We start from the raw sequence: 25818 nt of genomic DNA, 5'->3' as shown, positions 1-25818 counted from the left end.
GGCGGAAATGACGGGGGCCGATGCGGCGCCCCGCTACAGATGAGGTCGCATGTCCGCTGCCAGCGCTTCCAGGAGTTGCGCCGCTTCAATCATCCGACCTGTTGGCCCCGAATTAAGCAAAGTTTTGGTTAATGAGGGGTTAATATGCAAGTCGGACGCGCTTCCTCCACTCATTTTCTGAGCCTCCGGAAGCTTATCTCCACCAGCGTTGCCAAAATACATCTTTCCAGCACCGCCGAGTAGCGACGAATCAACTGCGATTTCCTGAAGAGATGTCAGATTCGCCGTTTTGTATTCGACCGATTCGCGGTCGCTATTCTGATTGTCGGTACTCTTTTGCTCCTCCTGGTTTGCAGGAGCGGCATCAGGTGCCGCTGGCGCATTCTCTTGCTGCTTCGGCTCATCTTGTTGTTGCTGCTCAGGCTCATCCGCCGGGGGCGTGATCTCGGGCGGCTGAATCCTCACCTTGGCGGTGTCGAGGCTCTTATTGTTGTCGCGCAGCACATGGATGGTGACGGTCGACTCGGCTTCATGACCGGTCGAATCACGGGCCACCACGCGGATCATGTAGACGCCCGGCTCCACATCGTCCGGCGGCAAGGCCATGACGGTCTGGGTGTAGGGATCGAACGAGACCCAGCTCGGCAGCGCCTGGTTCCGGCCGAGTGTCGCCTCGAAGAACAGGTTGCTCTGGTTGGTGTCGCCGGAGAAGCGGAACATCACCTGCTGGGAGATGCCCTGCCACGTGGTGGTGTAGCGATGGATCGGCCACCCTTCGAGATAGGGGAAGCCACCCTCCGCCAGCGGCGCCACGGCGTAAGGCCGGAAGCCGGTCATGACACCCCACTTGTCATACCCGCGGGTGTCGATGTCGGCGGCCTCGTTGCTGCCGGGCACATTCACGACGCCGATGGAGATCGGAACTGCGCTGCGAGACCAGCCACCGGTATGGGTACCGGGCGCGCCGGCCGCCACCGCGGTGAGATCCGCAAAGCCGACGCCGGGGAAAGCGAAGCCGTCCGAGAGGTGGACCGAGAGCTGGCCCGGCGTGCCGCTGAAGCCGGTCGCCGGCACGAACCGGACTTGGGCCGTGGACGGCAGCACCAGGGCATTGCCCTCACTGAGGCCGCCGCTCGGAATCTGCTGCCAGCCGTTGCCGTCATTCAGGTTGTACTGCCAGGCGCCCTGGTCCGGGGTCGCCCCGTTGCCGGAGATGGCGACGCCGGTCAGAGGCGTGTCGCCGTCCGTGCCGTGGCTGACGGACACGTCGTCCTTGTGGTCGTTGTAATTGCCTGTGAGCAGGTCGCCGAACGTGTTGCCCGGCTTCTCGCCCGGGCTGTTGTCCACCGGCGGCAGGGTGACCGAGCCGGTGGCTTCTGGCTGGTCGTTCTCCGGCACGATGTCGATGCGCATGTTGCCCGGGTTGGAGAACGTCAGCCCATCGCTCACCTGGAAGGTGAAGTTGGTGTAGTTCGGCCCGTTGCCGTCGGGCGCCGGCTGATACGTCAGCTTGCCGGCGGCGATGTCGGCGATGGACACCTCGGTCCCGGGGGTCACGAGAATGCCGTCGAGATAGAGCGCACCCAGCGGCGGCAGGTCCGTGATGCGGATCGCCGTGGGGGTGTCGCCTTCCGCATCGGTGGAGGTGAAGTCCGCCGGCGTGAAGACGATCGGCGTGTCCTCGCGGCCGCTCACGAAGTCCCCGGGGGTGACCGGCGCATCGTTGGCGCCGTTGATCGTGATGGTCAGCGTGGCCGTCGACGTGTCGCCGTCCGCGTCGGTGATGGTGTAGGTCACCTTCTCCGTCAGCGTGTCACCATCCCGCAGCGCCGTCACGATCGGGTTCGTGTTGTCGAGCGTGTAGATGTAGCTGCCATCGGCGTTGATCACGATGGAGCCGAAGCTGGTCTGGAAGCTGGTGCCGACCGTCTTCGGATTGCCCTCGAAGACCAGCCCCGTCAGTCCACCCGTCGTGGGATAGCCATCGGCGCCCGACGTGTCGTTGGGCGTGATGACGTTTCCGCTCACCGTAGCAGGCGAGGCGTTCTCGGTGATGCTCGCGGTGTCGTTCACCGCGTGCGGCACGTGGTCGATGATGGTGATCGTGAGCGTGCCGGTGGCAGTGTCGCCGCCTGCGTCGGTGACGATCAGCGGGATCGGATCCGTGCTCTGTGTGGCACCCGGCTGGTGCTGCGGGTTGATGAGCTCATAGGTGTAGGTCAGTTCGCCGCTGGTCGGGACGCCGCCAACGGTCGTACCGGGGGTGAAGCCGGTCAGCGTGATCGTACCCGCCGGGGTCGTGATGACGACCGGAGTGGTGCCAAGGTCGTCGAGGTCGCTCAACGGGACCTCGACGCCGCCGACCGTGATCGACTTCACGCCGTCCGGCGCGGTGATCTGGATCATTCCGGTGGTGATCTGATCGCCCGAAGTGTCGGTCAGACCGCTCTCGTGGACGGTGTTCTCTCCCCCCACGCTTCCGTTCATGTCGTCGGGCGCGATCGTCGGGGTGCCGTCGGTGTCGCCGCCAATTGTGATGGTCAGCGTGGCCGTCGAGATGTCGCCGTCCGCGTCCTTGATGGTGTAGGTCACCACCTCGGTCAGCGTATCGCCGTCCTTGAGGGCGTTCACCGCCGCGTTGGTGTTGTCCAGCGTGTAGGTGTAGGTGCCGTCTGCATTGAGGACGATGGAACCGTAGGCCAGCGTGAGCGAGGCGCCCACGGTGCCGGGGGTCGAGCCGAACGCCACGTCGGTCACGGCGCCGGGGACCGACGGTCCGTCTGCGCCGATGGTGTCGGCAACGTCGCCGGGACCGGCGCCGGCCCCACCGAACACGTTGCCGTCCACGGTGCCCACACCGCCCTCGGTGATGGCCGCCGTGTCGTTGCGCGCGATGGGCGCGTCGTTCTGAACCAGGATGGTCAGCGTGCCGGAGGCCGAGCCGCCGCCGGCGTCATCGACCTGCAGCGCGATATTGTCGGTCACGGTGCCGGACGTGTGATCCTGATTGTCCGCCAGCGTGTAGGTGTAGGTGATGGTGCCATGGGTCGGCACGCCGCCGACCTCGCTGATCACGTCGAACCCGGTCAGCGTGATCGTTCCATCCGGGGTGGTGATAACGACCGGAGTGGTGCCGAGGTTCTCGATGTCGGCCAGCAGGATTTCCGTGCCGCCCACGGTCACGGAGACGAGGCCGTCCGGTGCCGACACATCGATGGTGCCGTCGGTGGTCTCGCCGTTGCCCGCTTCCAGGGTGCCGCCCGGCAGGCCGCTTTCGTTGACCGTGTTCTGGCCGGTGACGCCGGAGCCGTTCTCGTCGGCGGGGGTGATGCTCGGGCCGGTGCCATCCGAATTGCCGTGGATGGTGATGGTGAGCGTCGTCTGGGACGTGTCGCCGTCAGCGTCCGTGATGGTGTAGGTCACCACCTCGGTGAGCGTGTCGCCGGTCTGCAGCGCGTTGACCGTCGCGTTGCCGTTGTTGAGCGTATAGGTGTAGCTGCCATCGGCATTGAGAACGATGGAGCCATAGGCCGTCGTCAGCGACGCGCCCACCGTTCCGACGGTCGCGCCGAAGGATACGCCGGTGACAGGACCGGGGGCATGCGCGCCGTCCGCGCCGATGGTATCGGCCACGTCGGTGGAGCTGGCGCCGGTCGCGCCGAACACGTTGCCGCCAACCGTCGACGATGTGTCTTCGGTGATCTCGTTCGTGTCGGCCCGTGCGATCGGCGCATCGTTCTGGATCAGGATCGTCAGGTTGCCGGTATCGGTATCACCGCCGGCATCCGTGACAGTCAGGTTGAACACGTCTGTGACGGGGCTACCGGAGTGATCCTGGCCGGAAGTCAGGGTGTAGGTGTAGCTCAGCGTTCCGCTGGTGGGCACGCCGCCGATATCCGTGCCGGGGGTGAAGCCATTCAGGACCAAGGTGCCCTTGGCGGTCACGATGGTGACGGGGGTCGAAGGCGACAGGCCGGCAAGGTCCGTCACGTCGAGCGTCACGGTGTCGTCGACGCCGTCCGAGATGATGATGTTCGCAAGGCCATCGGCCGCATCGACCGTGATGGTTCCGTTCACGGTTTCGCTGGTGGCCGAGGGATCGGTGCCCGTCGGCAGGCCGGCCTCGCTCACCGTGTTCTCGCCCGTGGCGCCGGCATTGCCGTCCACAGCCGCGATGGCCGGTGTGTTGTCCGTATGGCCGGTAATGTCGATGGTCAGCGTCGCGGTGTCGGTGCCACCATCGGGATCGGACAGGGTGTAGGTGAACACCTCGTCGTTCAGCGTCTCCCCGGTCTTGAGCGCGTTCACAATCGGGTCGTCGGGATTAAGCGTGTAGGTATACGTGCCATCCTCGTTGATGGTCAGCGTGCCGTGCTTACCCTCGACGACCATCACGCCGCCGGTCGGCGTCACTGCCGGATCGACGCCGTTCGACACCTGCGTCAGGAACAGCTGGGGAACGGTGTTGTCCGGATCGCTGTCGAGCGGCGTCCCGTCGGTGATGACGTTGCCGCCCACCGGCGCGCCATCCTCGGCGACCGTGTTCACGTTGTTTTCCGCCACCGGCGGATCGTTGACCGGGGCGATCAGGATCGTGCCGGTGAGGATGTTGGAGGCGAGCGAGCCGCCCGTGCCGGCCGTGTCGCCATCCGGGTCGGTGTTCACGCCGTCGCGCACCTGCACATGGTAGGTGCGGGTGTCGTTGCTTCCGTAATTGGTCGGGTTGTCGGTGGTGTTGCGGAAGGTGATGGCGTTGAGGATCGCCTGCACCTCGGCAACGGTCGTGTTGTCATCGAGATGGATGATGAGCGAGCGGCCGACGCCGTTCTCCGTGCCATCGATGGTGACGCCCGCGGGGAGGCCCGTCACTTCGAGCCGGTCGCCGGTGACATAGGCATCGAGGGTGATCTCGATCTGGCCGGCACCGAACACGCCGGCAGACAGGCCGGGCGTGGTGGTGAGGTCGACGTCGCTCAGCGAGCCGCTGGAGATCAGGTTGACCGAGGTGGTACCGGTGCCGACGCTGGCGTTCTCGGTGACGCTCGGCGTGACGCCGTCCAGCGTCGTACCGCCGATCACCGGCGCATCGTTCACCGGGGTGACGATGGTGCTGAGGGTCCGCTCGGTGGACCAATGGCTGGTGCTGGTCGCGGTGTCGTCCACGGCGCCGCTGATGTCCGCGTAGCCGTTGGACGCGACGGCCTGATCGGTCACGCGGACCTCCAGGGCGCCGGGCGTGCCGTTGAAGTTCGCGGCAGGGAGGAAGCGGATAAGGGTGGAGGTGGTCAGCTGCAGCGCGTTGCTCTCGTCGAGCCCGCTGGTCGGGATGTCGTTCCAGACGCCGCCGTCGAAATATTGCCACGTGCCTTCGGCCGCGCTGGCATTGTTGCCGACGATCGTGATGCCGCCGAGGGCACCGGCGGCATTCTCGCCGCCGATGGGGGCCGCCGACTGGTTGTCGGTTGCGTCGCTGTACGAGCCGCCGAAGAGCTGGGTCACGGTCTGGCCGGCCGGGTTGGCAGTGTCTTCCACCACCGACGGCAGCGTCCCGTTATTGACGGTGGGCTGGTCGTTGACGTTGTCGACATGGATGTCGAGCGTCACCGTGCCCGCGCTGTAGCGGGTGGTGCCACCATTGTTGGCGCCGGAAACGTCCACGTTTCCGCCGTTGGTGGGCGAGGTGGTCGAACCCGACATGGGATCGTTTCCGCCACCGACGTTGTTCTCCACCAGACGGACGGTGAGCTGCTCCGGCGTGCCGTGGAAATCGTCCGCCGGCACGAAACGAACCAGCGCGTCAGCCTGCAGGTAAAGGCCGGTCGCATCGGTCCGGGGGCCGATGGCGGTCCATGAGGTGCCGCCGTCGGTCGAATACTGCCAGACACCCTGGTTGGCGTTGGTGGTGAGGCCGGTCACGACGACGCCGACGAAGGCGTCCTGAGCGGAGCCGTCGGTGATCTGGTCGGTACCATCCGTGAAATAGCCGGAGAACAGGTTCGAGACCGTATCGCCAGTGATGGAAGCGGCCGCCGTGTCCTCGTTGATGGCGGGCAGGTGCTCGGCGGTGCCGCCGCTGTTGTCCACCACCGGCGCATCGTTCACCGCGTTGATGGTGACGCTGAATTCGCGCGTGGTGACAAGGATGTTGCTCGAGCCATCCGCATAGGCGAAGTCGCCGGGGTTGGCATCGGGATTATCGGTATCGCCCGTGAGGCTGCCCGGCCGTCCGCCATTATTGCCGTTGTCGTTAACGACGATGGTGACGCCGAAGTCCCCGTTCCAGTCGGTGCGGGCGCCGTCGGTGTTCGGGAGCTGGACCTTGAGGCTGTTCACCCAGGCGTTGATCTCGCTGAGTGACCCGGTGAACTGAAGGGTACCCACGGGCCCAACCGCTGCACCGTCCGCCTCCACGATGTTGAAGCCGGCTTCCAGCGTCACCGTGATGGTGAGGTCGTCGCTGAGCGCATCCGAATCCGTGATGGCGATGTCGTGGAACTGATAGGTCGAGCCGCCCTCATTCTGCTGCTGGGCCGGCACGTCCACATGCGCGGGGTCGTTCACCGAGGTCGGGAACACGTCACGATTGGCGAAATTGACGTTCGGCGTCAGGCCGAGCGCGAGGATCTCGGTCGTGGTGTCGCTATAGATATCGAACTCGGCGGTGGGCACGTCCGCAGTGCCGTTGCCGGCATTGTCGTTCTCGCCGCCGTTCGCCTCTGTGCCCACGAGAGCACCCGTGCCGCTGTCGCGCTCGCGGTCGTCCGCGATCACTTCGACATGGTAGTGCGCGTCCGTGTTGGTCAGTCCGCCGCCGATCTCGACCCGGAGGCCGTCGAGATAGCTGTTGATCTGATCGCGCGTCCCGCGCAGCACCAGCGCGCTGCCGGTGCCGTCATAGGTGCTGTCGACCACCAGCCCAGGCACGCTGGCCGTGGAGGTGATGTTGATGATGCCATTCGTGCCGTTGTACGAGGCAAGGTCCAGCGGGTTGCCGGCATCGTCGGTGAGCCGGATGGTCACTTCAAGGAAATCGGATTCGCCATCGGCGACGTTTCCGCCGTCACCGCTGATGTCCTTGTCGGCGACCTGGAAGCCATCGACGTCCGTCGGCCCGGTGAGCGGGACCGTATCGCCCCCGCCCGAGACCGTCGGCCGGTCGTTCACCGGCACGATGGTCAGCCCGATTTCGAGGTTCGGCGGGTTCGCGGAGGCGCCGCTGCTGCCGATGTTGGAGCCCGTATCGCTGAACGAAACCGTCAGCGTCACGTCGCCGGCGTCGGCGCCATTGAGGTCGTGGTTGACGTCGGCAGCGCTCTTGTAGGTCAGGGAGCTGTTGAGGAACGCCTCGATATCCGAGGCTATGCCGGTGACCGTCAGAGTGCCGGTGTTGCGGCCAGAGACCGTGATGCCGGCTTGTGTACCCGCGTTCAGCGTGCCGTTGGGCACTGAGAGCGTCACCGTCACCGGGGTTCCGAAGGAATCGGATTCCGCGTCGGAAATGTTGAAGTTGATCGTGCTGCCGATGGGCGTGGCTTGGTCTTCGTAGACGGTGGCGGTGCCGTTTCCGGTCAGACCCGCGGGATCATTGACCGTCGAGGCGCGGATCGTCACCGCCGCCGCGTTCATGTTGCCCGCGAGATGGTAGAGCGGGTCGGATGTCGGCAGCGCCAAGGTCGGAACGACTGCGCTGTACCAGTCCAGCTCGGTGTTGATCACTGGCGTGGCCTGGCCGGTCAGGACAACCGACGGCTGGTTCACCGTCCCGCCGCCATTGCCGCCGTACTGGGTGCCACCGGTCCCGGTGTCCACGTCCTTGAAGCTGCCATCGGCATTTCGCAGGCGGTCGTCTGCGATCACCTGAACCTGATAAGTCTGATCGTGGTCGGTCGAGAACGCGACAGAGAGCGTCGCCAAGGCCGCGTTGATCTCATCCCGCGTGCCGCGCAGCACCAGATAGTCGTTGATGCCGTTCTTGTCTCCGTCCTGCGTGATGGCGGTGTCGACGTCGATGGTCACGTCGGCGTATTCGCCCGCGGTGAATGCCGTGCCGTTTTCATGCAGCAGGCGGACGGTCACCTGGATGTAGTCGGTCTCATAGGTGGGATTGACGACCGCGAGGTCCGGATCCGAGACGCTGAAGCCGGGGATGTCGGTCTGGTTGTTCGTGGAATCGATCGGCCCCGAAGGTGCGGTCACCACGGGCTGGTCGTTCGAGGGCTTCACATAGATCCAGAACTCGCGCGCGGTCTGCTCCGCGGCGCCATCGGAGAGCGTGAAGGTGAACTTGTCGTCCGGCGTGGCGGGATAGCCCGTGCTGGTCGGGTCATCGCCATTGTGCAGGTAGTAGATGCGGCCCGCATCGACGTCCGCCTGGCTGAAGGAGGAGCCGACGCTGATCGTCGTGAAGGTGAGGCCGCCATCGGTCGAATAGGCGATGCGGCCGTGCGCCGGGGCGCCCGTGATGCGGTACTGCACCTGCATGTTGGTGCTGTCCGGGTCCACCGCCTGGAGCATTGCCGAGGTGATCCGCTCGAACGAGCCCTCATAGACGATTTCCAGCGGCTGGTTCGCAGCGCTGCCGCCCGAGCCGGTGGCGGGGATGACGCCGGTGGGATCGGCCTGCGTCGGATCGGAAGCGATCTGCGGCGGATCGTTGAGCGGCGTGACCACAAAGCCGACGGACGCAGTGGTGGACGTCGCGCTCCAGCGATCGGTGGCCTGGGCCTGGAAGGTATCCAGCCTGGTCTCACCGCCATTGTGGACATAGCGAAGACGGGTGGTACCGGCATCGCCGGTGATCCAGCTCGCTTCCAGCACGGTCGAGCCGATCACCACTTCCCAGCTGTCGCCGTCCCAATATTGCAGGGCGCCGTTGTCGGGCAGATCGGTGATCTTGAAGGTGAGCTGGCTGCCGTTATTATACGCGAAGTTGTCGCCCCCGCCTGGCAGCGTGGCCGAGCCTTCAAGGTAGCTTTCGCTGTTGGCATCGTCCGGATCGGCGAAGCTCAGCTGGGCAGTGGTGATGTAGAAGGTGGCGCCTTCATTGACGACGTTCACCGACGAACCGGCCGCCGTCGGCGTATCGTTCACGGGCTGGACATAGAAGGTAAAGTCGGTGACCCACGCGTCGGGGGCCAGCACGCCGCCACCGCTATCGACCAGGACACCTGCGGACGCACTGAGGGTTACGCTGGATTCAAAGTCCTCGCCGCCGTCATGGACGAAGCGCACATTGCTGTTGTTGAGGTCAGCCTGGGTGAAGGTGTCGTAGACGCCGAGGGTCACCCACGAACCGTTCACGAACTTCTGGAGCTGGCCGTTCCACGCGCCGAAATCACCGCCATTGAAGGCCAGGACGGTATAGACGACCTGCTCGGGCGCAACGCCGTCGACCTCGTAGCTGAGGCCGGGATTCGACCCGCTCCCATCGGTGAGGACAACAGTGCCACCCTCGGGAAGGGTGCCCTGCGCCACGCCTGCCGTGTTCGTGCCCGCATAGTCGGAGGAGTTGTGCGAGGCGACGGTGCCGAGATCAGGCAAACCACCGCCGAGACCCGTGCCGGTCGGGGTCGGTTGCAGGTTGATGGTGAACTGGAAATTGCGGAGCGTATCGGCCGGCGCCTGGCCGGTATAAACGCCGCCCAGACGCTCGAACTGGTTCCCGTTCGCCTCCCAATGGGGCGAGATAGCGTTGTCGAGGACCTGGAAATTGAACGTATCGGTATCGCCGAGGGTGGCGGCAGCCATCTGGTAATAATAAACGCGCCCCGCCAGCACGTCGGCCAGCGTGAACGTGCCGCCATTGGGGATGAAGTATTCGGTGCCGCCGTCCTTGAAGACCAGACGGCCCTGATCGAGCCCGGCCTGGCTCGTCACGCGGAAGGTGAGATTCTCAGGGTTCGAATCGACGTCCGTGACGTTCAGCATCGCCGTGTTGAGCTGAACCATGAAGGAGCTGTCGATCGACGCGGCCAGCGTGCTGCTCTCCACCCACACCGGCTCGTCATTCACCGCGCGCACGGTGATGTCGATGGTCGAGGTGGCGCTCAGCGGGGCAGACGGGCTGGTGCCACCGCCGCCGTCCGTAACCTCGACGCCGAAGCTGTCGTCTTCCGGACGCTGGGGATTGGGATCGCCCCCGCCGGTATTGTCGACGCCGTCATTGGCATAGGTCAGCCCGCCGCGCGCATTGTAAGCGAAGCGGAAGCCCGATCCGGTGCTGATCTCGGACTGGGTAATCTGGTGATTGACGAAGTTCTGGGTCACGCCGTTCACAATGGCCGTGCCGGTGAAGTAGAGCGTGCCGTGCTCGGCGAGCGAGGTGATCCGCACGTTGAGTGCGCTATCGGTGTCCGTGGGATCGCCGCCGCCGTCGGCGGTGATGAAGTTGCCCACCACGGACTGCGGCACGCCGCCGTCGGTCGCATTCGCCGGCTGGCCCTCATAGACCGCGCCACCGCCGGAAATCGACGGCGCCTGGTTCACAGGCGTGATGTCGACCGTGACCGTTGCGGAATCCGACTGCGCGATCGGGGTCGCGCCGTCGTTCACCAGGATGGAGAAGGTATCGTCGGTGTTCTGGGTGGCGCCGGTGGCGGTGTGCACGTAGACGAGGTTGCCGTCGATCACGTTCTGCTGCGTGAAGACGGAGCCGACGCCAATGCGCGTCCCATTGAGGGTCAGGTAGCCATAGATCGGGTTCGCGTTCAGGCGATAGACGATCTGCGAAGGATTCTGGCTCCCCGCGGTGACTTCCGGATCGGCCGCCGGCAAGGCGGAAACAGGCACCGCCGTTCCGGTTGATCCCTCCTGCACCGTCATGATGCTGTCGGACACCAGCACGGGATCGTTGGACGGCGTGACCTCGACAGCGATGGAACGCTGGCTGGTCGGGTGAGCCCCGTCCGTCTGGTTCGTGATCTGAAGGGTGAGGGTGGTGGCGCCCGAAGTCGCCCCCCGCTCCACATCTGCAGCCTTGAAGGAGATCTGGTCCAGCCACGCATTGGCTTGCGCCAAGGTGCCCGTGAACGTCCAGCCGCCGGCGATTGCGCTGCCCTGCCCACTGCCGTTGAGGAGGGTGCCGACCGTGGTATCGCCGATCGTTGCCCGCACGGTGAATTGGTCGCCCGTGTTGGAGCTGGTGAACTGCCAGCCGGACAGCGAGCCGGTGTCCGCACCCGGATCGTTGAGCACGCTCGGCTCCGCCACACGGAGCACGTCTGCGGTGCCCGTGACGGTGGGGGTATCCAGCAAATGATCCCAGGCGGCCGCGGCGGCCATCTCGAACGGCACGACCGTCTCGATGGAGCCGGTCTTGGCCTCCAGATCCCAGTCGCCGCCGCGCGTGGCGGCGCCGGTGGCGTCGGTGGAGGCGGCCACGTCCGCGCCGGTCAGCGAGGAGAGGCTGTTGATGAATGCCTGGCCGCCCGGAAGCTGCGCCACGTCGCAGCCCCAGATCATGATGTCGCCGTTCTGGGTGAGCGCGGAGCCCCACTCCGCGATCTGGCCGGCCTTGGCTGAGAGGGTCGTCGCATCCACCGTGGTGGTGCCGATGCCGAACTCCCCGTTCTCGCCATGGCCGACGAAGTGGATCGCCTTGAGGTCGCCCTTATGCGCGGCGAGCGCGTCGCTCACCTGCGCGAGACCATCCTTGGCGGGGTCGAGGACCACGATCTCCACGCCGGGCTGCGCCTTCAGCGCGCCAAGGTCGGGCAGGCGACCGTCCACGAACACGATCTCGGTGATGGGGGTGGCTCCTTGAGCCGCCGCCTTCTCCAGCTGCGCCTCGCCCTTGCTGCCGAACGGTCCGACATCGGCCGGCACTTCGGTGTGCTTCGCGCCGTCGCCGGGCGTGGTGTTTGACGGCTTGTCGACGGCGGCCGGATTGGCCTGATCCTTCGCCGCGCTCTCAGCGGCATGATCGGCCGGGGGAGGGGCGGGCGGAGCTTCGGCCGCCTTGGCCACGGCGGCGGCGGTCGCCCCGCCGGCGGCGTCGTACATGAAGCGCGGCTCAAGGGCGAGCGTCAGGCTCGCCGCTGGCATTCCCTTACGCGAATTCCCCCGATTCCGGACGGATTTCCCGGCGAAGGTTTCGTCGCGCTTCATGATTTCCCCCATTGGCACAATGCCGAGGCCCACTTCGGGCTGTGCAATGACGCCGTCCCCTGACGGCCGATGAAAAATTGGTGCGGACCAGATTACCGCTCACACGAAATCGATTTGTAGCCGACTCGCCCTATAATTTCAATATAGTGAAATAGAAGCTCCGTGTGGTCTTCATAAACTGAAGAGTGAGCGTTTTGCATGAGAACTATATTTAATATAGCGCTCTAAAATGAGCGATCTCTTATATTTAGTTAGATTAGATTTGGCGGGCGTTTATAATCATAGTATAGATAAAAATGCATAATGAGTACAAAGTGCGTTATATTCGATAAAATAATCGAATATCATGATGCATGATTGCATGTTTAGTGAATTTAAGGCGGGTGTGTATATTTTTAGAGATGATAGTGTTTAATATAAATCATAAAACTGTCATCAAAATATTGATGTATAGTGAAAATGTACTGCGAAAATGCGCTGGAGATCGGAAGTTTTCGCCGATGTTGTAAGATTATATGTGCGTTGCAGTTTATGGTTTTCTATATTCGGGCGGGCTTCGTTTTGATTGTTCTGCAGATCGGGCAATCGCGGCAAGGTTCACGCTTGCGTGAGTTGATCCCCGGTACTCAGATGCATTTATGGAGGTATTATAATAATTTAGATCTGAGTGGGTGAAAACCGTGGCGAGACTTCTCGTGCCCACCGAAGCAGCAATGGCCTTGCGATTTTCGGGGCCTGCGGTGCGGACGAAATTTCCAGGATGAAGAGGCGGAGGTGCACTGAGCCGCAGATCGCCTTCATGCTGCGCAGGCGAGGCGGCTGCTGAGCCTGTGGCCGAGGCCGTTCAAGCAGCTCAGAAGCCACCGAAAGCCACGGACGCGGCGGGTGCCGACACGAGCACTGTGCTGCCATCTGCCGATGCGCCCGAGCTGGCTGCGGCTCTCATCCCGACCGAGGAGGTCGCGGCCGGGATCCGGGAGGCCATCGCGCCAGGACATGTCGTCCTCATGGCCGACGATGTCGACGGCGCGTCCGAGGGATGGTGGCCGCTCCCAACAGCGGTTGTCCTCGTTTCACGCCTCCGCATGAGAGGCGGCTTCCCGCAATGGCTCAAGCACCTCCAGGATGCTGTTTCGGTCCACGCTTCTGCACGAGGAGCGTCCGGGAGGCGACTGCGATGAATCAATATCTCGGTTTCCAACGTCTCCTCGGTCGGCATCTTCGCGCAGGCCATCGGCGGTGCCGGCGGCAGCGGCGGCATGGCCTTCAGCGGCGCCCCGAACCTGGCGGTGGCGGTCGGGGGCTCGGGCGGCGACGGCGGCGGCGGCGCCACCGTTTTGGTGTGGAACACGGGCAACATCTGCACCGGAAACGGCTGCGTTTCCGGCGGCACGGCGCCGACCAGCACCGCAGGCGGCGCGTTCGGCATCCTGGCGCAGTCCATCGGCGGCGGCGGCGGGCTGGGCGGCTTCGGCCTCTCCGGCTCCGCCTCCTCCGTCGCCGGCCTTTCGGTGGCGCTGGGCGGGACCGGCGGCGGCGGCGGCAACGGCGATTATCTCCTTGTCGGCAATATCGGCTCCATCAAGACGGTGGAGATCAACTCCGCCGGCATCCTGGCGCAATCCATCGGCGGCGGCGGCGGGTCGGGCGGCGGCGCCGTGGCCTTCGACCTCTCCGGGGGCGTTGGCGGCGCCATTTCCCACGGCGGATCCGGCGGGTCGGGCGGCGCGGGCTATGGCATCGGCGTGAATTGCAACGGATACAGCCCCGGCGCCAGCGCGGCAGCAGCCAGCGACGTCTGCTGGAGCGGCATCACGGAAGCGACCGCGCCTGCTCCCAACAGCTTCATTTACACGTTGGGCACCGGCTCTCCGGGCATTGTCGGCCAGTCCATCGGCGGGGGCGGCGGCGCGGGCGGATATGCCGTGTCGCTCACCGCCGGCAGCGGCGCGGGCTTCTCGTTCGCCTTCGGCGGCTCGGGCGGCAGCGGTGGCTATGCGGAAGGCGGCTATGTCGGCACCAACGGCGTTCAGATCCTTACGGCGGGCTCGGATTCGCCCGGTCTGATCGCGCAGGCCATCGGCGGCGGCGGCGGCAGCGGCGGCGCCGTCATCAGCGGCAGCATCTCTGCAGGCGCAGCCATCGCCGTCAGCCTTGGGGGCACGGGTGGCAGCGGCGGCTATGCCGGCTCGGTGGTGGCCGAGAACCAGGGCGGCGTCATCACGACGTCCGGCGTGCGCTCGCCGGGCATGATCGCGCAATCCATCGGCGGCGGCGGCGGCGCGGGCGGCTCCTCCATCGCCATCGCGGCTTCCGACACGGCAGCGCTCACTTTGTCCGTGGGCGGCAGCGGCGGATCCGGCGGCTATGCGGGTTCCGTCGTCGTCTACAACGAAAACTATGCCGGCACGAACGGCGGCTCGGGCGCCATTACCACCAGTGGCTATGGGTCCGGCGCCATCCTCGCCCAATCCATCGGCGGGGGCGGCGGCAATGGCGGCTACGACGTTTCCGGCTCGCTCTCTTTGTCGGCGTCCGGCGCGGTCGGCATCGGCGGGCCGGGCGGAAGCGGCAATTATGCGGGCAGCGTGAGCGTGACCAACTCGGGCGTCCTGACCACCACCGGCGGGGGCGCGGCGGCCATCACGGCCCAGTCCATCGGCGGGGGCGGCGGCAATGGCGGCTTCACGGTCGCCGGCGATGTCTCCATCGATGCCGGCGGATCACTGGGCATCGGCGGCACCGGCGGCACCGGCGCGGCGGCAGGGGCGGTCAGCGTCTCCAACAGCGCACAGATCCTCATGTCTGCCGCCCTGACGGGCAACGCGCCGGGCATCCTTGCGCAGTCCATTGGCGGCGGCGGCGGCAATGGCGGGTTTGCCGCCGCCGGTGCCCTGTCCAATGGGGCGGCGGCGAGCCTTTCCGTCGGTGGCGGCGGCGGGTCGGGCGGCACGGCGGGAATGGTCACGATCTCCAATTCCGCCACGGTCTCCGTCGCCGGTCCCCTATCCTCGGTCCTGGTGGCGCAATCCATTGGCGGGGGCGGCGGCAATGGCGGATTCGCCGTCGCCGGAAGCCTCGCCGACGATGCGAGCCCGGCAGCGGCCATCGGCGGCGGCGGTGGCGTGGGCGGCACGGCTTCCGCCGTGACGGTTTCGCTCACGCGCGGCAATCTGGTTGCCGCAGGCGACCAGTCCTCCGGCATCATCGCGCAATCCATCGGTGGCTCGGGCGGTTCGGGCGGATGGGATTTCGCCGGCGCGCTCGGAACGGGCGCCTCTCCTTCGGTCAGCCTCGGCGGCACCGGGGGCGGTGGCGGCTCTGCGGGGAGCATCACGGTCACGGGCGATACCGATTCCCTCATCTCCACGTCCGGGCTGCTGGCTCCGGGCGTGCTGGCGCAATCCATCGGCGGCTCCGGCGGCAGCGGCGGCTTCAGCGCCTCGGCGGCCACCTCGGGTGTCGCGGCGCCGTCCGTGGCGGTGGGCGGGGCCGGAGGCACGGGCGGTACGGCCGGCGCGGTCACGGTGACCATTGCCGGCCTGGTCCAGACGGCGGGCGCGCAATCCCCCGGCATTATCGGCCAGTCCATCGGCGGCAATGGCGGCAATGGCGGATCGGCCATTTCAGGTTCAGCGGTGGCCGGCGGGGCCGAGACGGACGTGGCCATCGGCGCGGCAGGCTCCACCGGGGGAACCGGCGGCACGGGGCAGAATGCCGGCCTTGTTTCCATCACCAGCACCGGCGAGGTGAACACGCTGGGCCCAAGCTCCATCGCCATCCTCGCCCAGTCCATCGGCGGCGGCGGCGGCAATGGCGGGTCGAGCCGCGCCTACAGCCTCACCGCGTCCTCCGGCGATACCACGAGCGTCGCGGCCTCCGTCGCGGTGGGTGGCGATGGCGCGGCGGGCGGAAACGGGGCGGCCGTCTCCGTGGTGCAGCTCGGAACCATCGTGGCCGGCAGCGAAGGCCAGGCGAGCGATCTCGCCGCCGGTATCATCGCCCAGAGCATCGGTGGCAGCGGCGGCAATGGCGGCTCGGCGGATGCCAACGCCATCGCCGGCAGCGTGGCGGCCACCGTCGCGGTGGGCGGAGCCGGCGCGGTCGGAGGCACCGGCTCATCGGTCACCCTCCAAAGCAATCAGAGCACCACCTATTCCGTTGTCACCTATGGCCAGCAGGCGCCGGCCCTCATGGCCCAGTCCATCGGCGGCGGCGGCGGCAATGGCGGCTGGTCGCAGAGCGATGCCTCGAGCAACCAATATTCCGCAGCGGTGGCTGTGGGCGGCTGGGGCGGCGGCGGCGGCTCGTCCGGCACGGTCGAGATCACCTCCGGCGGCACGCTCGTCACCTTTGGACAGGGCTCGGCGGCCATCTTCGCCCAGTCGGTGGGCGGCGGCGGCGGCAATGGCGGCACCAGCTCCACCGTCGCGAAGGGCACCGAGGGCGGCGAGATCGGCGGCGGCATCGCCTCCTATACCGGGGTCGGTGAGGCCCACGGCACGACCAGCGCGCCCAACACCGGCAAGGCGGCGAGCGTGAGCATCGGCGGCTATGGCGGCACGGGGGGCGACGGCGGCGCCGTCACCGTCACCAACGGCGCGGGCATCGTCACCCATGCGGCCAATTCCAACGGCATCTTCGCCCAGTCCGTGGGCGGTGGCGGTGGCAATGGCGGCGACAGCGACGCGGATGCGGGCGGCGGCCAATATTCCGCCGCCGTGAGCCTCGGCGGTGGCGGCGGCGTCGGTGGATCGTCGTCTTCGGTGACGGTGAAGAACACCGAGGCCATCTCCACTTACGGCGCGCAATCGGTGGGCGTGTTCGCGCAGGCGGTGGGCGGCGGCGGCGGCAATGGCGGCACGGCGTCCAGCTCGGCCGATACCGACGGCACCGCCGCCCTGTCCTTCGGTCTCGGCGGCAGCGGTGCCGGGGGCGGCGGTACGGGAACCGTGAGCCTCACCAACAGCGCCGCCATCGCCACGGCCGGCGCCAATGCCGCCGGCCTGTTCGCGCAGTCGGTGGGTGGCGGCGGCGGCAATGGCGGCTCGGCGCTTTCCAGCACCAAGGCCACCAGCGGAATTTCCGGCATCTCGAGTCAAGCCTCGACCGGCACCCTGCCGAGCTCGACGGACGGTTCCTCCACCAACGCCGCGGCAGCGGGCGCGAATTCCTCCGGGTCGAAAGGCAGCCAGGCCGGCTCCAGCGGCGGCAACGCGCTCGGCATGAGCATCGGCGGCGCCGGCGGCGGGGCAAGCTCCGGCAACACCGTCACGATCTCGAATACCGGATCCATCACCACCGGCTACGGGGTGAATGTTTCGGCCGGCGACGCCTCTCCGGACAATTCGCCAGCCATCTTCGCCCAGTCTGTGGGCGGTGGCGGCGGCAATGGCGGCTCCAGCACCACCAATTACGAGGCCTCCGCCTCCTCCGTCGCGCTCTCTCTCGGCGGGTCGGGCGGCGGGGCCGGCGCGGGCGGCGCCGTGAACATCACCACCAATGCCGCGCTCTCCACCTTCGGCAATTATTCCGCGGCCATTTTCGCGCAATCGGTGGGTGGCGGCGGCGGCAATGGCGGGTCGTCGAACACCTCGTCCGGCGATGCCGGTTCGTCGTCCTTCGCCTTCGGCCTCGGCGGATCGGGCGCGGGAGGCGGCGACGGCGGTTCGATCTCGCTTTCGCTGGACAAGTCCGTGCTGATCACCACGACCGGTGTCGGCTCGCAGGGCGTGTTCGCGCAATCGGTGGGCGGCGGCGGCGGCAGCGGTGGGGCCTACACCAGCGCCGTCGCGGGCGTCGAGGGCAGCACCGGCACGGGAAGCGTCACGGGCAAGGCCAGCGGCACGTCCGCCTCGGCCTCCAGCGGCGTCGCCATCGCCGCCGGACTTGGCGGGACGGGCGGCGGCGGCGGTGATGGCGGCTCGGTTTTCGTGGGCAGCGCCAATGGAATCTCCACGAGCGGTACGTCGGCTGCGGGCATTTTCGCGCAATCGGTGGGCGGCGGCGGCGGCGCGGGCGGCGGCGCCGCGACGAACGCCAATTCCGGAACCTTCCTGGTGGGCTTCGGTCTCGGCGGCGAGGGTGGCACCGGCGGTACGGGCGGCGGAGTGACGGTTACCCAGACCGGGTTCGTGACGACGTCCGGCGACCTGTCCTACGGCATTTTCGCCCAGTCGATAGGCGGCGGCGGCGGCGCGGCGGGAGCCTCCAGCACCACTTCCGCAGGCGCCGGCGATGCCACGCTCTCCATGGCGCTGGGCGGCACGGCCGGCACGGGGCAGACCGGCGGCAGCGTGGACCTAACCCTCGAGAACACGGTCAGCACCCAGGGCAACTGGGCGACCGCGATCCTGGCCCAATCCGTGGGCGGCGGCGGCGGTGTCGGCGGGGCCGTCAGTTCCACGAGTACCGGCGTGGGGACGGCCGCCGGAGCCTTCGGGCTGGGCGGCAGCGGCGCAGCCGGCGGCGATGGCGGCGCGGTGACGGTTGATATCGTCGGAAGCGCGATCTCCACCAAGGGCGCTGCTGCGATGGGTATCCTCGCTCAATCCATCGGCGGGGGCGGGGGCCTTGGTGGCGGTGCCACCGGCATGTCGGACCTGTCGCAGTACGGCGCCAACCTCACACTCGGCATGGTCACTTCAACCACCGGCGTCAGCGGTCTCGGGGGAAGCGGCGGCGCCATCAACGTCTCGACCACCGGAGAATTCCTCAGCTCCGCCGGCGTTTCGGAGATCATTGATTCCAGCATCTCCACCAGCGGCCATCTGGGGTACGGCATCCTTGCGCAATCCATCGGCGGGGGCGGCGGTGCCGTCATCAACGTGGCGAGCACATCCGGCACCTCCTCTTCCGTCTCTCTCGAGATGCAGCTGGGCGGAATCGGCGGCGGCGATACGCAGGATGGCGGTGCTGTCACCGTCGCGAGCGGGGGGGCCATCACCACGTCTGGCGCGGGCGCCATCGGCATTGCGGCTCAGTCCATCGGCGGGGGCGGCGGCATCGGCGCGTTCGTGCTCGACGGCACCACCAGCACCAGCATCGATACGCAAACGCTGTTCATCCTCGGTGCCGGCACAGGTGGCGGCGGGAACGGCGCGGCGGTGTCCGTCACCTCCTCGGCCTCCGTCACGACCATGGGTGCCTATGCCACGGCCGTGCTTGCGCAAAGCATCGGCGGCGGCGGTGGACTGACGGTGGGAATAGCCGGCACTGCAGCCAGCATTGCCTTTGGCGGCAGCGCGAGCCTGGGCTACCAGGCCGACGGCAGCGGCGGGGCGGTGAGCGTCACCACCACGTCGGGCACCATCTCCACCTCCAACATCGTGGCGCACGGCATTGTCGCCCAAAGTGTCGGCGGCGGCGGCGGCATGATGACGCCAAGCGGGACCATGATCCTCGGTGGAGCCGGCAGCGGCGATGGTGGCAACGTGACCGTCACGACGGCGTCCGCGATCACCACCACAAGCGCAGCTTCGGTGGCCATCCTGGCTCAGAGTGTCGGCGGCGGCGGGGGGATCGGCATCGCCGACACCGTCATGCTGGGTGGTACCTCCTCAACCTCGAACGGCGGCGCCGTGACTGTGACCAGCGGCGGCGCGATCTCCACCAGCGGGACAAACGCTGTCGGCATCCTGGCGCAGAGCGTCGGCGGCGGTGGCGGCATCGTTCTCTCCACCGGCAATAGCTTGAGCGCGTCGCGGCAGACCGGCAGCGGCTATGGCGGGCCGGTCACGGTGACGGTGAATGCTCCGATCACCACCACCGGCGCGGGCGCCTACGGTGTTGTCGCCCAGTCGGTCGGTGACGGGGGCGGCCTCATCATGGAGGGCACCCGCGTCGAGTTCACTCCCGCAACCACTGGTACGTCGGGCAAGGTGACCGTCAATGCCAACGCCAGCATCACGGCTTCAGGCTCGGGTGCGACCGCGATCTACGCCCAGGGCAGTGGCGACCCGATCATCAACATCGCGGCCGGCGCCAACATCGTCGGCGGGCCGGGCGGGACGGCGATCACCAGCGACGGCTCCGAGCACTACATCACCAATTACGGCGGGGTCTCTACCTTCGACGGGGCCACGGGCCTTGCCATCCAGGTCACGGGGGGCGTCGCGAGCGTGACCAATGGCGGCGTGCTGCTCGGCAATCTCAGCCTGGTCGCCGGGCAGGGCAACCTCCTGCACAACCTCTCCACGGGCACCATATCGGCCGGACCCTCGCTTGATCTCGGCGGCACCGGCCTCTTCCAGAACGACGGCACCCTGCAGATCGCCATGGCGAGCCCGGGTGCAACCACCATCAACGGCAATCTGGTGCAGACCGGGTCCGGCACCATCCTGGTGCGCTATAACCAGGCCACGGGCCTTGCCGACAGTTTCAACATCACGGGGTCGGCGACGCTTTCCGGCGGCCTGCGCCCCGTGCCCCTCAATCCGGGCCTGCTCATGCCCGGCCATCTCACCAATACGGTCATCACGGCCGCGGGCGGGCTCGACACGTCGAACCTGCGCATCGTGGGCCAGACGGCGATCCTGAACTATGCGCTCTCCGGCGCCGGCGGATCGCTCGTCCTCGACACCGACATCGATTTCACACCCTCCGGGCTCAATGCGCGGGGCCTGCGCATCGGCACCCTGATCGGCGCCATCCAGACCCTGGGCAGCTCGCCTCTGTTCCAGACCATCGTCGCGACCCTGGTCTTCGAGCCCACAGTGTCCGGCCTCCAGGTGGCCTATGATACGGTGGGCGGCAGCGCCGCCTCGCTCGTGCCCCAGAGCACCTTCGGTGCGGCGAGTGCGCTGGTCGGCGCGGTCACCGCCCAGATGGACCAGTGGCGCAGGGGGTTCCAGGGACCGCCCGCCGCGTCTGTCGCTGCGCAGGCTAACGGTGTCCAGGGTGCCGGCAGCCGGTATGTGTGGGGCTCGCCCATGGGCGCCGCCACCACGGGGGGCGGCCTCTCCGGCCAGATCTATGGCGGCACGGCCGGCTGGGACGGCGAACTGGCCAATGCGCCGATCGTGATGGGCCTCGCCGTCAACCTCTCCCAGACCCAGCTGGCGGCCTCGCAGTGTGGCGCCAGCGTCACCAACAATTACGGTGGCGTGGCGGTCTATGGCATGGAGCGCTTCGGGCCGGCCTATGTCTCCGTGTCGGGGTCGTTCGGCTACAGCCACGCCACCTTCGACCGGAACTTCTACGATCTGGGCCTTGGGCTCTCCACCTCGTCGGGCTTCGACAGCACCATCCTCGCCGGCCGGATCGAAGCGGGCTACAGTTTCGACCTGCCGGGCACGGGGGCGAAGATCACGCCCTTTGCCGCCTTCCAGCCCATGCAGCTCTGGCAGGGTGGGTCCAGCGAGTGGTTCCTGGGTTATGGTCCCGGCCTGTCCTATGACGCCGCAGCCATCACGGCGCTTCCGGTCTTCCTCGGGGTGCAACTCGACGGCTCTTGGAAGGTGGAGGGCGGCGGTGTCCTCACGCCGTTCCTGAAGCTCGCCTGGATGCACGATTTCAGCCCGAACCGCGATGTGTCGCGCAGCTTCGCGGAGCTGCCCAATTTCTCGTTCTCCGGCAACGCGCTTCCGGTCGTCTCCGACGCGGCGGACATCCATGCGGGCCTGCAGCTCTTCACCGGCTCGAACGTGACCCTATCCGCAAGCTTCGACGGACAGATCGGGTCCGGCTACTCCGTCCTCGGCGGCAGCGGAACATTCCGCGTGCGGTGGTAGCGCATCTTCACACAGCCTTATCGCTGAAGCCCAACGGCCACGGGCCAGCCGTATTGTTCGCCTTCGGCCCCGGCGCCCCCATCGCCGGCGACGAGGCCCTGGTGGAAGCCGGCCTCGACATGGCCTTCACCGCCAACACCACCTTGTCCGTCTTCTATGCCGGCCAGCCCGCCGAGACCGACACCAGCAACATGGTCAGGGCAGCTTCACGCTGAAGTTCTGAGTAAATTGCGCGCACGCCGACTAGGTTTTCGAAGGCCCGTTCACTCGCTCCCGAACTTCTTCCAGCGTTTCATCAACAAGGAAGAACTGGTTCCTGCCGGAGGAGTTGATCGCGGTCGTCACAATGTACGCGCCGTCTTCAGTGCTTCTGGCGAAGACGATATGCATGGGGTTTATCAGGACCGTGTCCTTGTCACCGATCTGGGTGAATTCGCAAAGATGCATTTCCGTCCTCGCTTATTTGGGCCGTTGACCATGGAGCGCGCGCCCATGCGGTTCAAGCAACATATGTCAGGCGGCACCCCGTGACCGCCATCGGGTCAGTGAGTGACGACCTTCAATGGGTCGCAAGGCCCCCTGACGCCGCCGGTTATCCAATGACAGGCGTCAGCACCGGCCGGCCGCGGAAATGAGCCTGAAGGTTGTTGAGGACAAGCTGAACAGTCGCCTGCACGGCCTCCGGTGAAAGGCCCGCGAGATGGGGCGTGATGATCACGTTCCTCAGCGCGATAAGTTCGCTTGGCACCTCTGGCTCGCCATCAATCACGTCGAGTGCAGCGCCGGCGATGCGGCCGTCCCTCAGCGCCTCGATCAGAGCGGCCGTGTCGACCACGCTGCCGCGTGCAATGTTGATGAGGAACCCTTCCGGCCCGAGGGCATCGAGGACGGCCGTGCCGACAAGACGTCTGGTCGCAGCGCCGCCGGGTGTCGCTACCACGAAGTAGTCCGACCATTCGGCGAGTGCGGTTGGGGTCGGAAGGTGCAGCCACGGCGATCCATCGCGGGGCTTCCGGCTATGATAGGCGATGGGCATGCCAAAGCCGCCAAAGCCGCGCTTGGCGATTTGCTCGCCGATATTTCCCAGGCCGAGGATGCCGAGCTTCTTGCCCGAAATCATGGGGCGCATGTGACGGGCGCGCACCCAGTCGCCGCGTCTCACCGCTGCGTCTGACTGCACGACATCACGAGCGATGGACATGAGCAGCGCCATGGCGTGGTCGGCGACCGAAGCGGCGTTGGCTCCCGGGCCATGGGTGACGATGATGCCTCGCGCCCTGGCGGCTGCCACACCAACATTTTCATACCCTGCACCGAGCGCGCAGATGATCTCCAGATTGGGCAGCGACGCGATTTCGTGGGCACCGAATCCCGTTGTGCCATTCGTCAACACGGCCCGGATTTCATCGCCTCGGCTCCGTATTATCTCCGCCCGCTCGGACACGGTGGGGGCAGCGTAAACCTCGAAACCGGCGCCCTTGATGAAAGACCGATGATCAGGGGAGAGTTCGATCGCGACGAGAAGAGGGATCGGCATAGGCAGGCCTTGCTTGAAAGGGACGAGCGGGCCCCCTGAGGCCGCAGGCAGAAAGGGCCTACGAGGCTACCCCGCAGGTTCGCTCATAGGGACAGGCCAAATGCCGCGGCGCCGATCGTGATTTCGAATTTTGGGGGCCACCCTCACATCTTTCGCAGACGGTGGCGCAAGCTCTTCACAGGATGGCCAACTTGACATCGGGTGACGCTACGGAGTGTGATCGCCTCATGAGCGCTGTCGCCAATCACCTCAGTCGTCCCTGCCCAATCGCAGGAGCATAGCCCCGCGCTCGGCCTCCGCGCCCCGAGCGCCGGGGCGGACATCTTGCTGCCTCTTCGATGGGGGGCCGCACGTTCAGAGCGCACCAACTCCCATTTCCGTTTTCCAGCATCTGCGCGAGGCGGGCTTCACGGCCGGCCGGCGGAGCTTTCACAGAGACCAGCGCCATGAACAAGCCGGCGAGAACCCCACGCCTACCCTCCATCGTCCTTGGCAGTGATGAGCATAAGCGACTGACCGGTCTCGCTTCCGCCGCGCTGTCCCGATTGCCGGAAGTGGCAGAAGAGCTGCTTTCCGAGTTGGACCGGGCGCGCCTGGTGGCTCCTGGTCGCGTTCCGGCCTCAGCGGTTCGGATGGGCTCGACATTGACCTTCACTGCAAACGGGCAGTCACGGACCGTGACGCTGGTCTATCCCGAGGAGGCTGATATTGCCGCCGGCCGCATCTCCATCCTGACGCCAATCGGTGCGGCGTTGATCGGGCTGTCGGAGGGCCAGTCCATCGCATGGACGGACCGTAGCGGGCGGCGCCAGGAACTCACAATTCTCTCGGCCCGGCCGCCGTCGGACTTGTAGATGGCTAGCCGTGATCGCAAACGGATTTGGACGCCGGCCGGAAGTTATCCGGTCCTAGGCTGATACCAAAGATCTTCCAGGTAAGCGTTGGCAGCTTCCCTGGAACGAAATGGGCCTGCGTGGATCATCTGGTCGTTATCAACCAGATAAAATCCAAATCCAGCATACCCGTCTGGCACGGCCGTCTGTAAGTCATCGAGCAAGATCACCTGGAGATCTGCAGGCCTTGCCATTCTACCCTCTCCAATGCCCGGTCGAGATCCCTGACCGCGGGGGAAATTATTCGTTTATCCCCCGATTGGGAATATGAATCTTGGGCTTTCCGCTCTTGCGCGGAAGCATGGGCGCGAGCGGCTCGGTGCTGCCGGCGCCATCTCAAAGCGCGTCGGCGTCAGTTTCGCCGGTGCGGATGCGCACTGCGTGGTCGATCTGGAAGACGAAGATCTTCCCGTCGCCGATCTGGCCGGTCCTCGCGGCCCGCGTGATCGCTTCCACGACCTTGGAAACCTCGTCGGACGTCACAGCCACCTCGATCTTGAGCTTCGGCAGGAAGCTCACGGCATATTCGGCGCCGCGATAGATTTCGGTGTGGCCCTTCTGCCGGCCGTAGCCTTTCGCCTCACTGACAGTCATGCCGTGAACCCCGATACTGGTGAGGGCGTCGCGCACATCATCCAATTTGAACGGCTTGATAATGGCCATGACGAGTTTCATCGGTCGGTCCTTCGGCTTTTGCTGTGCGCCCTAGGGACTTCTTAGGTCGGGCAGCTCCCTGGGAACAGCGGGAATTTCTCCCGATATTCTGGGACGTCTCGGTCGCAGCCGACATGGTGGAGGTGAAGCGGGGGCGGAAATTTGCGGTTCGCCATTCTGGCGAACCGCAAGGTGAAGGCGCAAGGAAGGGTGGTTCACCGCCTACCCTTGCTCCGCTGACGTTCCCATTGTCAGCCGAGGTACATTACGCCAACACAAATTTCGGCTCATTTTGCTCTTGGCGACAGAGCCCGAAACGTCAGCGAATTGGGCGCGCGGCTGGCGCAGATAGTTTATTGAATTCATTGGAGAATAAATGGTGCCGCAAGAGGGATTCGAACCCCCGACCCCCTCATTACGAATGAGGTGCTCTACCAGCTGAGCTATTGCGGCTCCGAGGTGTTCTGCCTCGTTTCGGGGTCTGCACCCGCGTAGCCAATGGGCTACCAGGGGCACCATGCCCGTGGGCGCCGTCATACGGAAAGGCCGCCCGACTTGCAAGGGGCGCAGGCAATCCCCAGTTCAAACCGCGGATTGATCCCCAGGCCAAGCTTGCGTCGGCGTGGCGCCGGGGTTAACGCTCGGCCATGTCCGCCGAGAGCGAAAAGAAGGCTCGTCTTGCCAGTGCGTTGCGCGCAAATCTCGCGCGCCGCAAGGCGCAGGGCCGCGCCCGGGCCGCGCAGGAGGACTTGGTTCAGGAAGATATGGGACAAGGGGAGGGGACAGGCGCGCCGCAGGGGGAGGGCGATGCGCCGGGTGCAGGTCCGGCCCACGAACGGCGCATTGTGCCGAAGGACGGGGCCGGCTAGACAAAAGGTTTGACCCGCGCGCACGCCGC

The 25818-nt window shown here is 66.3% G+C and carries 8 protein-coding genes and 1 tRNA gene; 4 read left to right on the top strand and 5 right to left on the bottom strand.

The genetic code is table 11. The annotated features are described in order from the left end of the window. Positions 1 to 33: 33 nt before the first annotated feature. Positions 34 to 12042 (bottom strand): cadherin-like domain-containing protein, encoded by a 12009-nt coding sequence (locus ABLE91_RS17360; protein WP_348932684.1) that lies wholly within the window; start codon positions 12040 to 12042, stop codon positions 34 to 36. A gap of 1322 nt (positions 12043 to 13364) precedes the next feature. Here ABLE91_RS17360 and ABLE91_RS17355 point away from each other — a divergent pair. Both ABLE91_RS17355 and ABLE91_RS17350 read left to right on the top strand, forming a co-directional pair. Next, positions 13365 to 21836 (top strand): autotransporter outer membrane beta-barrel domain-containing protein, encoded by an 8472-nt coding sequence (locus tag ABLE91_RS17355; protein ID WP_348932682.1) that lies wholly within the window; start codon positions 13365 to 13367, stop codon positions 21834 to 21836. A 53-nt stretch (positions 21837 to 21889) separates the two neighbouring features. Further along, positions 21890 to 22051, top strand: a complete 162-nt coding sequence (locus ABLE91_RS17350) for a hypothetical protein (RefSeq protein ID WP_348932681.1) — start codon at positions 21890 to 21892, stop codon at positions 22049 to 22051. Between the two features lie 28 nt (positions 22052 to 22079). On the opposite strand, the gene ABLE91_RS17345 is transcribed toward ABLE91_RS17350, so the two are convergent. After that, the gene (locus ABLE91_RS17345; RefSeq protein WP_348932680.1) at positions 22080 to 22226 is read right to left on the bottom strand and encodes a hypothetical protein; all 147 of its coding nucleotides are present in this window, start codon (positions 22224 to 22226) and stop codon (positions 22080 to 22082) included. A gap of 202 nt (positions 22227 to 22428) precedes the next feature. Next, positions 22429 to 23373: a 2-hydroxyacid dehydrogenase gene (locus ABLE91_RS17340; protein WP_348932678.1), complete on the bottom strand. Its 945-nt coding sequence runs from the start codon at positions 23371 to 23373 to the stop codon at positions 22429 to 22431. A 446-nt stretch (positions 23374 to 23819) separates the two neighbouring features. Here ABLE91_RS17340 and rnk point away from each other — a divergent pair, with 446 nt between their 5' ends. Then, on the top strand, positions 23820 to 24227 hold the full coding sequence (rnk, locus tag ABLE91_RS17335) for a nucleoside diphosphate kinase regulator (RefSeq protein WP_348932676.1): 408 nt from the start codon (positions 23820 to 23822) through the stop codon (positions 24225 to 24227). Positions 24228 to 24602: 375 nt separating this feature from the next. Here the strand turns inward: rnk and ABLE91_RS17330 are convergent, their stop codons facing one another. Together ABLE91_RS17330 and ABLE91_RS17325 are read right to left on the bottom strand one after the other, a co-directional pair. Then, positions 24603 to 24941: a P-II family nitrogen regulator gene (locus ABLE91_RS17330; RefSeq protein ID WP_348932674.1), complete on the bottom strand. Its 339-nt coding sequence runs from the start codon at positions 24939 to 24941 to the stop codon at positions 24603 to 24605. A gap of 356 nt (positions 24942 to 25297) precedes the next feature. Further along, positions 25298 to 25373, bottom strand: a tRNA-Thr gene (locus ABLE91_RS17325). Positions 25374 to 25567: 194 nt separating this feature from the next. Between ABLE91_RS17325 and ABLE91_RS17320 the strand changes: the two genes are divergently transcribed. Further along, a complete protein-coding gene (locus tag ABLE91_RS17320) occupies positions 25568 to 25789 on the top strand; it encodes a hypothetical protein (RefSeq protein WP_348932673.1) in 222 nt (73 codons plus the stop codon). Positions 25790 to 25818 lie beyond the last annotated feature (29 nt).

Source organism: Aquabacter albus, from assembly GCF_040049275.1.
Taxonomy (GTDB): Bacteria; Pseudomonadota; Alphaproteobacteria; order Rhizobiales; family Xanthobacteraceae; genus Aquabacter.
Note: the sequence above shows the minus strand (reverse complement) of the source record. Positions and strands in the feature narration are given on the sequence as shown.

Bases quoted from the DNA above. Each gene is read 5' to 3' on its own strand.
- ABLE91_RS17345 (WP_348932680.1), bottom strand. From the start codon at position 22,226: ATGCATATCGTCTTCGCCAGAAGCACTGAAGACGGCGCGTACATTGTG.
- ABLE91_RS17355 (WP_348932682.1), top strand. From the start codon at position 13,365: ATGGCCTTCAGCGGCGCCCCGAACCTGGCGGTGGCGGTCGGGGGCTCG.
- ABLE91_RS17330 (WP_348932674.1), bottom strand. From the start codon at position 24,941: ATGAAACTCGTCATGGCCATTATCAAGCCGTTCAAATTGGATGATGTG.
- ABLE91_RS17360 (WP_348932684.1), bottom strand. From the start codon at position 12,042: ATGCCAGCGGCGAGCCTGACGCTCGCCCTTGAGCCGCGCTTCATGTAC.
- ABLE91_RS17320 (WP_348932673.1), top strand. From the start codon at position 25,568: ATGTCCGCCGAGAGCGAAAAGAAGGCTCGTCTTGCCAGTGCGTTGCGC.
- rnk (WP_348932676.1), top strand. From the start codon at position 23,820: ATGAACAAGCCGGCGAGAACCCCACGCCTACCCTCCATCGTCCTTGGC.
- ABLE91_RS17340 (WP_348932678.1), bottom strand. From the start codon at position 23,373: ATGCCGATCCCTCTTCTCGTCGCGATCGAACTCTCCCCTGATCATCGG.